The sequence below is a fragment of the Streptomyces sp. NPDC111802 genome, assembly GCF_055634335.1.
The window spans coordinates 151911-165620 of sequence record NZ_JBVKCZ010000023.1 but is presented as its reverse complement, the minus strand read 5'-3'; the positions used below and the strand labels follow the sequence as shown (position 1 = coordinate 165620).

Here is a 13710-nt window from a genome sequence, read left to right as displayed (position 1 = left end):
CCGGATCTGGAAGCACAGTAATGTGTGGAGGTGACCGGTACTAATAGGCCGAGGGCTTGTCCATAGAGGCTCGCGTCCACTGTGTTGGTTCTGAGACAATGACCGTTTTTCGGTCACAGTTTCATAGTGTTTCGGTGGTCATAGCGTGAGGGAAACGCCCGGTTACATTCCGAACCCGGAAGCTAAGCCTTACAGCGCCGATGGTACTGCAGGGGGGACCCTGTGGGAGAGTAGGACACCGCCGAACAATTTTTGGAAAAGGCCCACGCCATTTGGCGTGGGCCTTTTTGCGTTTAAGCTCGGGCGTATGCGCTATGAACTGGTGATCTTCGACAACGACGGCGTACTCGTCGACAGCGAGCCCATTTCCAACCGGCTGCTCGCCGCGTACCTCACCGAGCTGGGGCATCCGACGTCGTACGAGGATTCCATTCGGGACTACATGGGGTCGGCGATGCACCGGATTCATGATCTGGTGCTGGAGCGGACGGGGCGGCGGCTGCCGGAGGACTTCGATGATGTCTTCCACGGGCGGGTGTTCGCCGCGTTCGAGCGGGAGTTGAAGGCCGTGGCCGGTGCGGGGGATGTGCTGGAGAAGCTTGCCGCGGACGGGGTGCCGTTCTGCGTGGCGTCGTCCGGGAGCCATGAGCGGATTCGGGTGGGGCATCGGACGACGGGGCTGGACAGGTGGTTCGACGACTCGCGGGTCTTCAGCTCGCAGGATGTGGGACGGGGGAAGCCGGCGCCGGATCTGTTTCTCCATGCCGCGGAGCGGATGGGGGTCGCTCCGGAGCGGTGTGTCGTGGTCGAGGACAGTCCGCTGGGGGTGCAGGCGGCTGTCGCCGCCGGGATGGATGTGTACGGCTTCACCGCCATGACCCCTGCCGCGAGGCTTGCCGGGGCCAATCAACTCTTCGCTGACATGGGCGAGTTGACTGATCTGCTCGTGTGATGCGAGTTGAGGGTCCGGGGCTGACATTTGTCATGCCGAGGGATGGACGATCGTTCCTACCGGTGACCCGGCGCCGGCCGCGAAGCTGATGGCATGACGACGAACACGGGGAACTCCAAGGGCAGTGGCACCAACAGCCGTAGCGTGCTGCGGAACTTCGCGCCGCTGATCATCGATGTCGCGGTACCCATCGGGGCGTACTACCTGCTCAAGAACGGCTTCGGGATGAGCACCCTGGTGGCGCTCGGCCTGAGCAGTGTCGTGCCGGCGGTGCGTACGGGGTGGGGTGTGTGGAAGGCGCGCGAGGTCAATGGGTTCGCCGCGCTCATTCTCTTCGTGAACGTCGTGTCGCTGCTGCTCAGCTTTGTGGCCGGGGACCCGCGACTGATGATCGCCAAGGACAGCGCGGTCAGCAGCACGATCGGGATCGGGATCATCGTGTCCGTCGTGCTCGGCAAGCCGATGATGACCGCCGGCATGAAGCCCTGGGTGGTGAAGGGGGACTCCGGCCGGGAGGCCGCCTGGGCTCGGCTGCACGCCGGTTCGGCGCGGTTCCGGCGGGCCGAGCGGGTGTTCTCGCTGGTGTGGGGTGTCGTACTGCTCGCGGAGTGCGTGGTGCGGATCGTGGGGGCGTACACCCTGCCGGTGGACACCATGGTGTGGGTCGGCAATGTGATCATGGTCGTCGCCATGAGTGTGGGCTTCCTGGTCGGTGGTGCGCTGGGCGCCGGTCCGATGGCCGCGATGGTCATCGCGGAGGCGAGGGGGGAGGAGACGGCGGTGGTCGGTCGGCCCGTCGAGGCCGGTTTCGCATCGTTTGAGTCGGATCTCGGTGCCGACAGCCTCGCCACCGCCAAGTGAAGCTGAGGGAAATTCATCTTTGGCTGGATCTACCCACCAGTACACCGGGGCCCTACGCTCGCCGCCATGACTGATGTGCTGCGGCGCGGCAGGGCCTCGTTGGCGTTGAGCTTCTTCGCTCAGGGTGTTGCGTTTGCCCTGCTGGTGACCCGGATTCCGGCCATTCAGGACCGGTACGGCGTCTCCGACGCGCTGCTGCCCGCCTTCCTCGCCGCCGTGCCGGTCCTCGCCGGTGTCGGCAGTGTCACGACCGAGCGGCTGGTGAGGCGAATACCGCCGAGCCGGGTGCTGCGCTGGTCCCAGCCCGTCGTGCTCCTGGCGCTGCTCGGGGTCGGGGCGGGGGAGCGGATGGTCGAGCTGGGGGTGGCGCTGGCGGCGTTCGGGCTGGCCGTGGGGGCGCTGGACGCCTCGATGAACATGCTCGGGGTGAGCCTGCAGCGGTCGTACGGGCGAAGCATCATGCTCAGCTTCCATGCCGCGTACAGCCTGGGCGGGATCGTGGGGGCCTCGCTGGCGTGGGTGGGGGCGCACTGGGATCTGGCGCTGTTCGTGTCGTATCTGCCGGTCGTCGTGGTGCTGGTGCCTGCCGCGCTGGTGGGGAGTCGGTGGTACGTCGACGGGGGCGCCGGTCCCTCGGATGCGGCGGCGGAGACCTCGGCCGGGACCGGGCCCGTCGTCTTCAGGATGCTGCTGCCGCTGTGCCTGGTGATGACCTTCGCGTACATCGGGGACTCGACTGTCTCCAACTGGAGTGCGAAGTATCTGCAGGACGTGCTGGGGAGCTCGGAGCAGCTGGCCACCGTGCCGTACAACGTCTACATGGTGACCACGCTGCTGGGGCGGGCCATCGGGGACTTCGGGGTGCGGCGGTTCGGGGCCGTGGCGGTCGTGCGGGGCGGGGCGCTGGTGGCGGCGGGCGGGTTCGCGGTGGTGGCCTGGGCGTCGGGGGCGTGGGTCGGGATGCTGGGATTCACGCTCGTCGGGGTGGGATTGTGCGTGCTGGTGCCGCAGACCTTCGCGGCGGCCGGGCGGTTGTTCCCGGGGGCTTCGGATGCGGCCGTTGCGCGGCTCAATGTCTTCAACTATGTGGGGTTTTTGATCGGTTCGCCGTTGGTGGGGGCGTTGGGGGACACCTGGAACTATCGCGGGGCCATGCTGGTGCCGATGGTGTTGGTGCTGGTGACGCTTGTGTACGCCCGTTCGTTCGCGGCTCAACCGGACCGATACGGTGACAAGCATGAGCGGCCGCGCACAGCTGATGTGGGACGAGGCAGTAACGGGCTATGACTTCGGTCCGGAGCATCCGATGGATCCGGTCCGGCTTGCCCTGACCCGGAAACTCGTCGATGCCTTCGGGCTCGATCGGGAGGTGGAGGTCGTCGCGGCCAAGCCGGCCGGGGAGTCGACGCTGCGGCTCGTCCACCGGGAGGACTACATCGAGGCCGTGAAGGCGGCTTCGGCCGAGCCGAGGGCGGCGGACCAGTCGTACGGGCTCGGCACCCTGGACGATCCGGCGTTCGCCGGGATGCACGACGTGTCGGCGTTGATCGCCGGGCAGTCGGTCGGGGCCGCGGAGGCGGTGTGGCGCGGGGAGGCGCTGCACGCGGTGAACTTCGCGGGCGGGCTGCACCATGCCATGCCGGGCGGCGCCTCGGGCTTCTGCATCTACAACGACGCCTCGCTCGCCATCGCGCGTCTGCTGGAGCTGGGCGCCGAGCGGGTGGCGTACATCGATGTCGACGTGCACCACGGGGACGGTGTGCAGGCGGCGTTCTGGGACGATCCGAGGGTGCTGACGATCTCGCTGCACGAGCACCCCCGCACGCTGTTCCCGCAGACCGGATGGCCGGAGGAGACCGGCGCGCCGAGCGCCGAGGGCTCGGCGGTCAACGTGGCGCTGCCGGCGGGCACCGGGGACGCCGGGTGGCTGCGGGCGTTCCATGCCGTGGTGCCGGAGCTGATCGCGGACTTCCGGCCGCAGGTGCTGGTCACACAGCACGGCGCCGACACCCACTTCGAGGACCCGCTGGCGCACCTGGCCGTGTCGCTGGACGCGCAGCGGGCCGTGCAGATGGCGTGTCACGACCTCGCGCACGAGCACGCCGACGGGAAGTGGGTCGCGCTCGGCGGAGGCGGTTATGCCGTGGTGGAGGTCGTGCCGCGGTCGTGGACGCATCTCGTGGGCATCGCGGCGGGGCGGCCGATCGAGCCCGAGGCGATGATCCCGGAGAGCTGGCGGCAGGAGGTCTTCGCGCGGACTCGGCAGTTGGCGCCGGCCCGGATGACCGACGGACGGTGGCCGCTGTCTTGGCAGGACTGGGAGTCGGGGTACGACCCCGCGGACCGGCTCGACCAGGCCGTACTGGCGGCCCGGCGGGCGGCGTTCCCGCTGCGGGGGCTGCTGCCGTAGCGGGAACGCCCGCTCGGTTCAGGAGCAGAGGCCCTGCACGCTGTTGTAGTAGATGTCGACCGTGCCGCTCCACTCGAGGCACTGGGCGTCGAACTTCGAGGTGTCCAGGTACACCGGGCCGGCGTAGGAGGAGAAGGAGCCGTAGTCCCGCTCGGGCTTGCCGGAGGAGGGCGCGGTGTCGAGGGTGACCTCCATGAACATCCGGGTCCCGGGGTTCGTGCGGACCAGCACGGCGCAGTGCTGCTCGGTCTCCCGGCTGTAGGTGACGTACACGGTGCCGATGGTCTTCCGTGCCGAGTCGCGGATCTCCGTCCAGTCCTGGACGTAGTAGCCGGCGCCGCACTTGCCGTTGTACGCGCCGGCGGTGGTGGCCGCCGATGCCGGGGCGGTCGTGGCCAGCGTGCCGCCCAGGGTGAGGGCGGCGAGGGTCGCGGCGGTGGCGGCCGTACGACGGGTCAGCTTCATGCTCATGGTGTTCCCCCTGTGGTGATGGTCGGCGTGTGCGGCGCTCGGTACGCCCGGCGGCTGCCGGTACGTCGGTCAACTGGCAGGCGCCGCACACGTGTTGTGAGACCAGGGAGCCCATCGGACGGTTGTGGGCGTTTTTGTCGCTGTTCTGTCACCGCTGTCATGGTGGCCGTTACGCCAACTGTGCGGTGTTTTCCGGTTCTCGAGGCATTCGTCCGCCTCGTCGGCCACCATCGCTCACGTGCTGACCACCGGTGCCCTGCGCGCCCACCTCCTCGCCGCGCGTCTGGCCGGTCCCGTGGCCACCTCCCGTGAGGAGAGCCTGCGGAGCTACCGTCTCTTCGCCGCTCGCGACCCCCGCGCACTGCTCGGCCTTGATCCCGTGAGGACCTGGGGACTGCGCGATTTGATTGCGTTGATGGCGGAGAAGTGCGGGGTTTCGGCCGATCCGAACCACACTTCTGGTCATGATGTGATCGACCCTGAGCTGACTCTGACCGCTCTGGATGCCTTCGCGGACCGCCTCGCGGCAGCCGCCCAGCACGGCGCCCCTGTCCTGCTCGGCACCGGGCACCCCCACCGACTGCTCGGGTTCTACGCCGCCTTGGCGGACGCGTTGTCGGCGGCGGGGTGTACCGTCCTCACCCCTGCGCATGGTCGCTGTGTCGACATAACGACCCGGTTCGGCCTACGCACGTACAACCTTGCCTACGTACGAGGAGTCGCGCTGATGCGAGAACCCGGCCTCTTACGCCCCGGTTGTGAGCCCGGCGCACACACGCACTCACCCCTCCCGGTTCGTACCGCGCTGGCGGCCGCGGCGGAGGCCGGCGGGCCCATGCCGGAGCTGGTGATCGGGGATCACGGTTGGGTCTGCGGGGCAGGTCAGCTGGGGTTTGAGGCCATTGGTCCGGCCGATACGAATGACCCCGCGCTCTTTGTGGGGCAGGCCGAGGGGTCCGTGTCCGTGGTGGTTCCACTTGATGACGCCGTGCGGTCTGATTACTACCGGCCGCTTACCCGCTACGTACTCAATCGAGCGTGTCTGTCACAGTAGGTCGCCGATGGCTGCACCTCTTCCCCACTCGCATCACACGCCCCTACATTGGGGAGTGAGCACGCAACGACGAAGAGTCACCGGAAGGGGAAGCCGGTGGCCGTCGAGTGCGGAAGGTTCAGGTGTGTCATGGCTGCAGCTGGCGAGAGGCCTCTGAACGAGGTTCAGTTCCTTACCGTGGCGGAAGTCGCCTCGGTGATGCGAGTGTCGAAGATGACCGTGTACCGGTTGGTGCACAGCGGTCATCTGCCCGCGATCCGTGTGGGGCGGTCCTTCCGCGTCCCGGAGCAAGCGGTTCACGAATATCTCCGCGAGAGCTACGTGGGGGTGGAAACCGCCTGACGGCAAAGGGCGGGAGGGATCCTCAGGGCTGTTCAGGATTCCCTCTCGCCCCCTCGATTACGACCTCAGCGCTCGGGCGGGTAGGCTGGCCCCTCGTAGGTCGTATGGGCCCATGGCGCCCAAACACCGAGTGATGAGAAGTGAGCGAGGGTAGTCGTGGGCTCTGTTATCAAGAAGCGGCGCAAGCGGATGGCGAAGAAGAAGCACCGCAAGCTGCTCAAGCGCACGCGCGTTCAGCGTCGCAACAAGAAGTAGAGCGACGCCGCGTAAGCAGCGCGATTGTGGCCCCCCACCACACCTGGTGGGGGGCCACATGTGTATCGGGACGGCGTGCGAAGGGCCGAACTCTGTGCGTACGCCTGGACATACGACTGACCCATCCGGTCGTACGCATGGATTTCTCGTCACTTCGTGCATTGGGCGGTCATCACAGCGCAACACCGACCCGCTAAGTTGGCCGCACACGGGGAACTCGGCTGGGGTACGAGTGTGCTGGAAGGAAGGCGCTGATCTTGGGCAAGGTCGTGCTCGTGACCGGAGTGGCCCGTCAACTGGGGGGTCGTTTCGTACGACGGATCCAGCGTGACCCGGAGGTGGACCGGGTGGTCGCCGTGGACGCGGTCCCGCCCGAGCACCACCTGGGCGGTGCCGACTTCATCCAGGCCGACATCCGGCAGCCCACCATCGCGCGGGTGCTGGCGGAGAGCGGCGCCGACACCGTCGTACACATGGACGTGACCGGAACCGCGCTCGGCAGCGGCAGCCGGACCACGGTCAAGGAGACCAACGTCATCGGGACGATGCAGCTGCTCGGCGCCTGCCAGAAGTCCCCCACCGTGAAGCGGCTCGTGGTCAAGTCCAGTACGAACGTGTACGGATCCGCGCCCCGTGATCCGGCCGTCTTCACCGAGACCACCCCGCCCAAGTCCCTGCCCAGCGGTGGCTTCGCCAAGGACGCGGTCGAGGTCGAGGGGTATGTGCGGGGCTTCGCGCGCCGCAGGCCCGATGTCGCCGTGTGCGTGCTGCGGTTCGCCAACATCCTGGGCCCCAGCGCGGACACGCCGCTCGCCTCGTACTTCTCGCTGCCGGTGCTGCCGACCGTGCTGGGCTACGACCCGCGGCTGCAGTTCGTGCACGAGGACGATGTGATCGAGGTGCTGCGCATCGCCTCGCACGAGCCGGCACGGGGCACGCTCAACAGCGGCACCTTCAACATCGCCGGCGACGGCGCGCTGCTGCTCTCGCAGTGCTCCCGGCGGCTGGGCCGGCCCACGGTGCCACTGCTGCTGCCCGCGGTCACCTGGGCGGGCTCCCTGGTGCGTACGCTGGGCATGTCGGACTTCTCGCCGGAGCAGATCCGGCTGCTCACGCACGGCCGGGTGGTGGCGACGGACCAGATGCGGGAGACCCTCGGATTCCAGCCGAAGTACACGACGGCGGAGACCTTCGCGGAGTTCGCGCGCAGCCGCGGACCGGGTCTGCTGCCGCCGGAGGCCCTTGCGGGGGCCGTCGACCGGATCGCCGCGCTGCCCGTCCTGGGCGGCGGTCACTCCCCGACGCAGAGCGCCAACTGAGGAGCGCATCAACGATGGCGGACGCCAAGGTCATTCCGTTCGACGACGACCGGTCCCGCGGGAGCGCCGTTCAGCGGCCGCTGCGGCGCCGGAGCGCGGGGAGCCGACGCAAGAGCGGTGAATCCACGCTGGTACGCGAGGTCCAGCCCCTCCCGGGACGGTCCTTCGCGCAGGATGTTCCTGTGACACGTGAGGAAGAGCCGGCCCCTGTGAGGCCCCAGGACGACGACAGTGGCGGCCTGGAGCGGCGCATCGCGAGTGGCCTGGCCTTCCTGCGCCGCCGCCTCACCGGGGACTACGAGGTGGACGACTTCGGATACGACGAGGAGCTCACCGACCAGGTCCTGATGTCCCTGCTGCGCCCGGTGTACGAGAAGTACTTCCGGGTCGAGGTGAAGGGCGTCGAGAACATCCCCTCCGAGGGCGGCGCGCTGATCGTGGCCAACCACTCGGGCACGCTGCCGCTGGACGGCCTGATGATGCAGGTCGCCGTCCACGACAACCACCCGGCCGGGCGGCACCTGCGCCTGCTCGCCGCCGACCTGGTCTTCGTCCTGCCGGTGGTCAACGAACTCGCCCGCAAACTGGGCCACACCCTGGCCTGCGCCGAGGACGCCGAGCGGTTGCTGGGGCAGGGCGAGCTGGTCGGTGTGATGCCGGAGGGCTTCAAGGGCATCGGCAAGCCCTTCAGCGAGCGCTACAAACTCCAGCGCTTCGGCCGCGGCGGCTTCGTCTCCACGGCCCTGCGCAAGGGCGCGCCGATCATCCCGTGCTCGATCGTCGGCGCGGAGGAGATCTACCCGATGATCGGCAACGCGAAGACTCTGGCCCGGCTGCTGGGTTTCCCGTACTTCCCGCTGACGCCGACGTTTCCGTGGCTGGGTCCGCTGGGTGCCGTCCCGCTGCCCACGAAGTGGACGATCCAGTTCGGCGAGCCGATCCCGACGGACGGGTATCCGCCGGAGGCGGCGGAGGATCCGATGCTGATGTTCAATCTGACGGACCAGGTGAGGGAGCAGATCCAGCACACGTTGTACAAGTTGCTGGTGCAGCGGCGGTCGGTGTTCTTCTGACGGCGGCTGGGTGTTCTTTTCTACGGCGATGGGGCGCCCCTTCTGAGAGGGGCGCCCCATCGCCGTACGGCTGACTCCGCGGTGCTAGTTCGTGTCCTCGCTGTCAATGCCCAGGCCGGGTAGGAGGCCGGGGAGCAGGGGTGGGAGGGTGACGGCCGGTTCGGTGGTCGGGGTGGGGGTGGAGGAGGACGAGCCCGAGGTGCCGGTGTCCTTCGGGGGGTCCAGGAGGCCGCCGGTGCTTCCGCCGAGCAGGCCCTCGTTCTCGCTGCCGGAGGAGTCGGCCGAGTTGCTCGGGCGGCTGGACCGGTTGCCGTCGGAGGAGCTGCTGCCGCCGGTGCTGGGGCGGGCCGACCGGTCCGAACCCGACGTACCGGTGGATGCCGATCCGGAGCCGCCGCGGCGCTTGCCGTCGCCGTTCTGGGGCGGCTGCTGCGGGAGCAGGGACTCCAGCGGGGCGACCTCTTCGTCTATGGCGTCGAAGACCGACGACACCTCGTCCCCGACGTCCCCGAGCTGGAGGGGCAGCCGTTCGCGGAGGTGGCCCCATGCCACGCGGTGCGAGCGGGAGAAGGCGGAGAGCGCCTGGATGGGGCCCAGCGAGCCCGGGTGGCGTTTGTACGCCTCGCGCAGCAGTCGGTGTCCCTCCGAGGCGTCGTGCCGCATGCCGGACAGGGCGCGGCGGATCTCCGCCATCGACTCGTGGTCGAGCTGTCCGCCGCGGCCGCGCTCCATCAGCCGTCGTGCCTCGCTCAGCCTGGTGGAGGCATGGTCGAGGTAGGCGCGGCCACGCTCGTCGTCGCCGTCGGCCAGGACGTTGAGCTTGAAGTCCTCGATGCCTCGCTTGAGGCCGTAGAGGGAGTCACCGGGCAGGGCGTCGGAACTCGCGGCGGACACTCCGCCGAAGGCTCCCGCGGCGACACCGACGCTGAGCCCGCCCGCGGTGAGGCCCTTGGCGAGCCGTGAGTGCGGTCGCAACTTCCCCAGCGGTGAGGCACGGTGAACTCCCCGTGCCCGCTGCGAACGCTGTCCGGGCAGGGCGGGGCCCACCTCGTCGCCCGCGGTGCCCTCCCGAAGCATGGCCTCCATCGCGGCCACGAGCTGGGCCCGCTGGACCACCTTGACCTCGGGGTCGAGTTCGGGCTTCGGTAGTTCGCCGAGACTGGTGCTGAGGGCCAACAGGCGCCCCTGCTCGGACTGTTCCGCAGCAGCCGGTGCCGGTGCCGATTCATCGGGCTGCTCGGGCTGCGCGGCCGCCGAGCCACGGTCGGTCAGCTCGTCCAGGGCCTGGGCGAAGGCGTTCGCCCGCCGGTGTGCCGATACGTTCGCGATCACTGGCGGCACCTCCTCTCGTGATGACGGTCGGCTCCCCAGGGGGTCCTGAGGGTCACACGCCCTGACCACATGCACACGATCGAGTGATCGAAGTCGGCCAGGGAGTGACCACAGGGAGCCTGCATCCCGCACAACGAGTGGCGCGGCACTTGGGTTACGGACGGAGGATGAACGGACCGCGAAGTCAACAGACTTTCACCGACGGTGAGTTGGAGGTTGCGGAGAGTGGTGGGGTGGCGCCCGTGGCGCGCTCAGCGTGCGTCTTCCGGCAGCAGTCGGGCCAGGGTGCGGACGGCTCGGTACTGGAGGGTCTTGATGGCGCCCTCGTTCTTGCCCATGACGCGGGCGGTCTCGGCGACGGAGAGGCCCTGGAGGAAGCGGAGGGTGACGCACTCCTGCTGCTGCGGGTTGAGACGTCGTACGGCGTCGAGGAGCGCGGCGTTGGAGAGTGACTCGAGGACGGAGTCCTCGGGGGACCGCTCGACCTCGTTGGCGTCGAGCATCTCGCCCGTGGTCACCTCGAGGCGGAAGCGGCTGGACTTGAAGTGGTCGGCGACGAGGTTGCGGGCGATGGTGACGAGCCAGGCGCCGAAGTCTCGGCCCTGCCAGGTGAAGGTACCGATGCGGCGGAGTGCCCGCAGAAAGGTCTCGCTTGTGAGGTCTTCGGCGGTGGCCTTTCCTCCGACCCGGTAATAGATGTAGCGGTACACGGTGTCGCTGTACTGGTCGTAGAGACGTCCGAATGCGTCGGCCTCGCCGGCCTGTGCGCGTTCGACGAGATCCATCATTCGAGCGCTGTCGCTGTCCGCGGCGGGCCGGCGAGCGGTCGCCGCACCGGCCGAGCGTCCCCGTCTGCCGACGGCGGCGCTGCCGTCGGCGAGTGCGTAGCACGGGCCTACGGGCGCGGTGGTAACGGCGAGGGCGGGGACGGCGTACGCGGTGGGGACGAAGCCGCGCAGCAGGTCTTGGACCGTTGCGCGGAGCGTAGCCAGGCCCGAGGCGTCAACCCCGACGTGTGGGTACACGGGACTCCCAGAGGCAGAGCTTCCATCACGTGCAGTGCGGAACGTTCACCCGTCGTAGCGACGGAGAGGTACCGGTTTGCGTCTGAGGAGAATAACGCTTCGTACAGGCACTGCTACGCCCAGTTGCTCAAATCACCGGTTGCGTCTCTTCTGTAACCGATTGACGCCCGATCAAGTACCGCAGAGTGAGCGGTTGTTGATCGAAATCGTCCGTGTTCCGGCTTACTCCGGGGCGTGTTGTGGCCGTGTGCAGCCAAGGGGACTGGACAGGGAGTTGTGGGGGTATGAGGTGCGGATTGGGCTCCGCGGTCGGGCGTGGTCGGGTCTGTACCGAACTTTTTCTCGCCCCCGCCGCCCCTACCCGTCCCATCCCCCAGGGGCGCTGCCCCTTCAACCCCGGTGCCTTCCGGGGGCTGCCGCCCCCGGGCCCCCGCTGCCGGCCCTGAAGGGGCCTTGTCCTCAAACGCCGGACGGGCTGAGGGGTGGGCGTTGGGGGTGGCCGGGCCCCAGTGGGTGGGTGGGGGTTGGGGCGTGGACTCGTTCTCAAGGGCGGATGGGCTGAGGTGTGGGGGTGGGCGTTGGGGGGCGCCGGGTCTCTGTGGGTGGGGCCAGGGGCGGCACGGGCTCGCCCTCGCACCTCGGGCCGGCCGGATGGTGCGGGCCGGCGCCCAGCGAGCGCCTGCGGCCCCAGCGGGTGGAGGTGGGGGTTAGGGACGGCGTGGACTCGTCCTCAAACGCCGGGCCGGCTGAAAAACGGGGAGGGTGGGCGTAGGGCCGGGCCCCTGGTCGTTGGCGCCGGTTCGATGTCCGCGCTGGTCGCTACCGCGCTCGCGCGTGTCGGTGGCGCCGAGAATTGTCGTCGCCAATCGCCGCAGCGGGTCGGTGGGGTTGGGGCGGGGCGGATTCGGCCTTGGATGTGGGCGGGCTGGATTGCTCGACCGGCGCTGGGAGACGAAGGCGCTGGGTTGCTACGAGCGCTGAGAGGCGAGGCGTTGTGGCCTTCTGTCGGTGTCGTGGGCGAAGGTGCTGAGGGTGCCTGGAGGGATGGCAGGCCCCCCGGGCCGCTGTCGCCGGCGGCGGTAAGGGCCCCGCCGGGCTCCAGTCGCCCGCGGCGGTAAGGGGACGTGCCGGGGACGTTCGCCCGCCGTGGGCGGCGTCAAGGAGCGGTGCCTCTCTCGCGACGCATGTCGCATGAGCAGGCGCTCCGTGCGCCCCCAACCCGGCGTGGTGGTACCGCCGTCGCCCGTGCGGCGCGATGGCCGCTGTCGTGCCGTCGGCCACCGTGCCTAACCCGGTGTGGTGCTACTGCTGTCGCCTGTGCGGCGCGATGGCCGCTGTCGTGTCGTCGGCCACCGTGCCTAACCCGGTGTGGTGCTACCGCCGTAGCGCGTGCGGCGCGATGGCCGCTGTCGTGCCGTCGGCCACCGTGCCCGACCCGGCGTGGTGCTACTGCTGTCGTCTGTGCGGCGCGATGGCCGCTGTCGTGCCGCCGGTCACCGCGCCTAACCCGGTGTGGTGCTACCGCCGTAGCGCGTGCGGCGCGATGGCCGCTGTCGTGTCGTCGGCCACCGCGCCCACCCCGGCGTGGTGCTACCGCCGTCGTCTGTGCAGCGCGATCGCTGCTGCTGTGCCGCCGGCCACCGCGCCCACGCCGGCGGCCGCCGGGATGCCGACCTTCGCTGCCTTTCGGCCGGTGCGGTAGTCGCGTAGGCGCCAGTCCAGTTGGCGGGCGTGTTTGCGGAGCTTGGTGTCGGGGTTGATGGCGTAGGGGTGGCCGACCAGGGAGAGCATCGGGATGTCGTTGTGCGAGTCGCTGTAGGCCGCGCAGCGGGAGAGGTCCAGTTCCTCCGCCGCGGCCAGGGCGCGTACCGCCTCCGCCTTCGCCGGGCCGTGCAGGGGCTCGCCCACCAGCTTGCCCGTGTAGACACCGTCCACGGACTCCGCCACCGTGCCCAGCGCGCCGGTGAGGCCGAGGCGGCGGGCGATGACCTGGGCGATCTCCACGGGGGCCGCCGTCACCAGCCAGACCTTCTGGCCCGCGTCCAGATGGGCCTGGGCCAGCGCCCGGGTGCCCGGCCAGATGCGCTCGGCCATGTACTCGTCGTAGATCTCCTCGCCGATCGACGTCAGCTCGGCGACCCGGTGGCCCTTGACGATGGAGAGCGCGGAGTCACGCGCGTCCTGCATGTGCTCCGGGTCCTCCACGCCCGCCAGCCGGAACCACGCCTGCTGCCAGGCGAACCTCGCGAGGTCCCGTGTCTCGAAGAACTTCCGCTTGTACAGGCCCCGGCCGAAGTGGAACAGGGCGGCACCTTGCATCACGGTGTTGTCGAGGTCGAAGAACGCGGCGGCCTTCTCGTCGCCGAGCACCGGGAACTCCGGTTCGGCCTCCGAGACCTCCGTCGCTTCCTGCGACGACTTGCGCGCTGCCTCCGCCGAGGCCTCGCCAGCCAACACGCTCCGTGCCGTGGCGGAGCGCCTACGGGGAGTGAGCCATCGAAGAGCGGCCATGACCGTGAGCATAGCCAGTTTGTTCGGTGCTTCCGGAGTCGAGAGGTTTGGAGGTTGTGAACTCTCCGCGACCGCGCAGTTAAACAGTGTGGTTGGGCGACGGCC

Annotated in this window: 13 protein-coding genes and 1 rRNA gene; 10 read left to right on the top strand and 4 right to left on the bottom strand. The window is 69.1% G+C overall.

The window, feature by feature from the left end; genetic code table 11:
• The first annotated feature begins 130 nt into the window (after positions 1-130).
• From rrf to ACZ7NC_RS25380, 5 genes are all read left to right on the top strand, one after another.
• Positions 131-247, top strand: a 5S ribosomal RNA gene (gene rrf, locus ACZ7NC_RS25400).
• A gap of 60 nt (positions 248-307) precedes the next feature.
• Entirely contained in the window at positions 308-952 is a 645-nt protein-coding gene (locus tag ACZ7NC_RS25395; protein ID WP_471491485.1) for an HAD family hydrolase, read from the top strand.
• A 93-nt stretch (positions 953-1045) separates the two neighbouring features.
• Positions 1046-1813, top strand: coding sequence for a VC0807 family protein (locus ACZ7NC_RS25390; protein WP_471491483.1), 768 nt, complete (start codon positions 1046-1048; stop codon positions 1811-1813).
• A gap of 66 nt (positions 1814-1879) precedes the next feature.
• Entirely contained in the window at positions 1880-3100 is a 1221-nt protein-coding gene (locus tag ACZ7NC_RS25385; RefSeq protein ID WP_471491481.1) for an MFS transporter, read from the top strand.
• The gene (locus ACZ7NC_RS25380) at positions 3051-4223 is read left to right on the top strand and encodes an acetoin utilization protein AcuC (protein ID WP_471491479.1); all 1173 of its coding nucleotides are present in this window, start codon (positions 3051-3053) and stop codon (positions 4221-4223) included. The genes ACZ7NC_RS25385 and ACZ7NC_RS25380 overlap by 50 nt, the downstream gene beginning before the upstream one ends.
• An 18-nt stretch (positions 4224-4241) precedes the next feature.
• On the opposite strand, the gene ACZ7NC_RS25375 is transcribed toward ACZ7NC_RS25380, so the two are convergent.
• Positions 4242-4694, bottom strand: coding sequence for a hypothetical protein (locus ACZ7NC_RS25375; protein WP_471491477.1), 453 nt, complete (start codon positions 4692-4694; stop codon positions 4242-4244).
• A gap of 238 nt (positions 4695-4932) precedes the next feature.
• On the opposite strand from ACZ7NC_RS25375, the gene ACZ7NC_RS25370 reads away from it, so the two are divergent.
• From ACZ7NC_RS25370 to ACZ7NC_RS25350, 5 genes are all read left to right on the top strand, one after another.
• On the top strand, positions 4933-5748 hold the full coding sequence (locus ACZ7NC_RS25370) for a phosphatase (protein ID WP_471491475.1): 816 nt from the start codon (positions 4933-4935) through the stop codon (positions 5746-5748).
• 129 nt (positions 5749-5877) lie between these two features.
• Positions 5878-6090: a helix-turn-helix domain-containing protein gene (locus tag ACZ7NC_RS25365; protein WP_004984898.1), complete on the top strand. Its 213-nt coding sequence runs from the start codon at positions 5878-5880 to the stop codon at positions 6088-6090.
• Between the two features lie 156 nt (positions 6091-6246).
• A complete protein-coding gene (locus ACZ7NC_RS25360) occupies positions 6247-6345 on the top strand; it encodes a 30S ribosomal protein bS22 (RefSeq protein ID WP_003948845.1) in 99 nt (32 codons plus the stop codon).
• 257 nt (positions 6346-6602) lie between these two features.
• A complete protein-coding gene (locus ACZ7NC_RS25355) occupies positions 6603-7664 on the top strand; it encodes an NAD-dependent epimerase/dehydratase family protein (protein WP_471491473.1) in 1062 nt (353 codons plus the stop codon).
• A 14-nt stretch (positions 7665-7678) separates the two neighbouring features.
• Positions 7679-8737 (top strand): lysophospholipid acyltransferase family protein, encoded by a 1059-nt coding sequence (locus tag ACZ7NC_RS25350; protein WP_471491471.1) that lies wholly within the window; start codon positions 7679-7681, stop codon positions 8735-8737.
• An 84-nt stretch (positions 8738-8821) separates the two neighbouring features.
• Here ACZ7NC_RS25350 and ACZ7NC_RS25345 read toward each other — a convergent pair whose 3' ends face one another.
• The 3 genes from ACZ7NC_RS25345 to ACZ7NC_RS25335 form a co-directional block, all read right to left on the bottom strand.
• On the bottom strand, positions 8822-10069 hold the full coding sequence (locus tag ACZ7NC_RS25345) for a DUF5667 domain-containing protein (RefSeq protein WP_471491470.1): 1248 nt from the start codon (positions 10067-10069) through the stop codon (positions 8822-8824).
• A 251-nt stretch (positions 10070-10320) separates the two neighbouring features.
• Positions 10321-11094, bottom strand: coding sequence for an ECF subfamily RNA polymerase sigma factor, BldN family (locus ACZ7NC_RS25340; RefSeq protein ID WP_471491468.1), 774 nt, complete (start codon positions 11092-11094; stop codon positions 10321-10323).
• A 1590-nt stretch (positions 11095-12684) separates the two neighbouring features.
• Positions 12685-13605, bottom strand: coding sequence for an HAD family hydrolase (locus ACZ7NC_RS25335; RefSeq protein ID WP_471491466.1), 921 nt, complete (start codon positions 13603-13605; stop codon positions 12685-12687).
• Between the last annotated feature and the right edge of the window lie 105 nt (positions 13606-13710).

What these genes read in the sequence shown, in the direction of transcription:
- ACZ7NC_RS25395 (WP_471491485.1), top strand. Translation starts at nt 308, where the DNA reads ATGCGCTATGAACTGGTGATCTTCGACAACGACGGCGTACTCGTCGAC.
- ACZ7NC_RS25390 (WP_471491483.1), top strand. Translation starts at nt 1,046, where the DNA reads ATGACGACGAACACGGGGAACTCCAAGGGCAGTGGCACCAACAGCCGT.
- ACZ7NC_RS25385 (WP_471491481.1), top strand. Translation starts at nt 1,880, where the DNA reads ATGACTGATGTGCTGCGGCGCGGCAGGGCCTCGTTGGCGTTGAGCTTC.
- ACZ7NC_RS25380 (WP_471491479.1), top strand. Translation starts at nt 3,051, where the DNA reads ATGAGCGGCCGCGCACAGCTGATGTGGGACGAGGCAGTAACGGGCTAT.
- ACZ7NC_RS25375 (WP_471491477.1), bottom strand. Translation starts at nt 4,694, where the DNA reads ATGAGCATGAAGCTGACCCGTCGTACGGCCGCCACCGCCGCGACCCTC.
- ACZ7NC_RS25365 (WP_004984898.1), top strand. Translation starts at nt 5,878, where the DNA reads ATGGCTGCAGCTGGCGAGAGGCCTCTGAACGAGGTTCAGTTCCTTACC.
- ACZ7NC_RS25350 (WP_471491471.1), top strand. Translation starts at nt 7,679, where the DNA reads ATGGCGGACGCCAAGGTCATTCCGTTCGACGACGACCGGTCCCGCGGG.
- ACZ7NC_RS25335 (WP_471491466.1), bottom strand. Translation starts at nt 13,605, where the DNA reads ATGGCCGCTCTTCGATGGCTCACTCCCCGTAGGCGCTCCGCCACGGCA.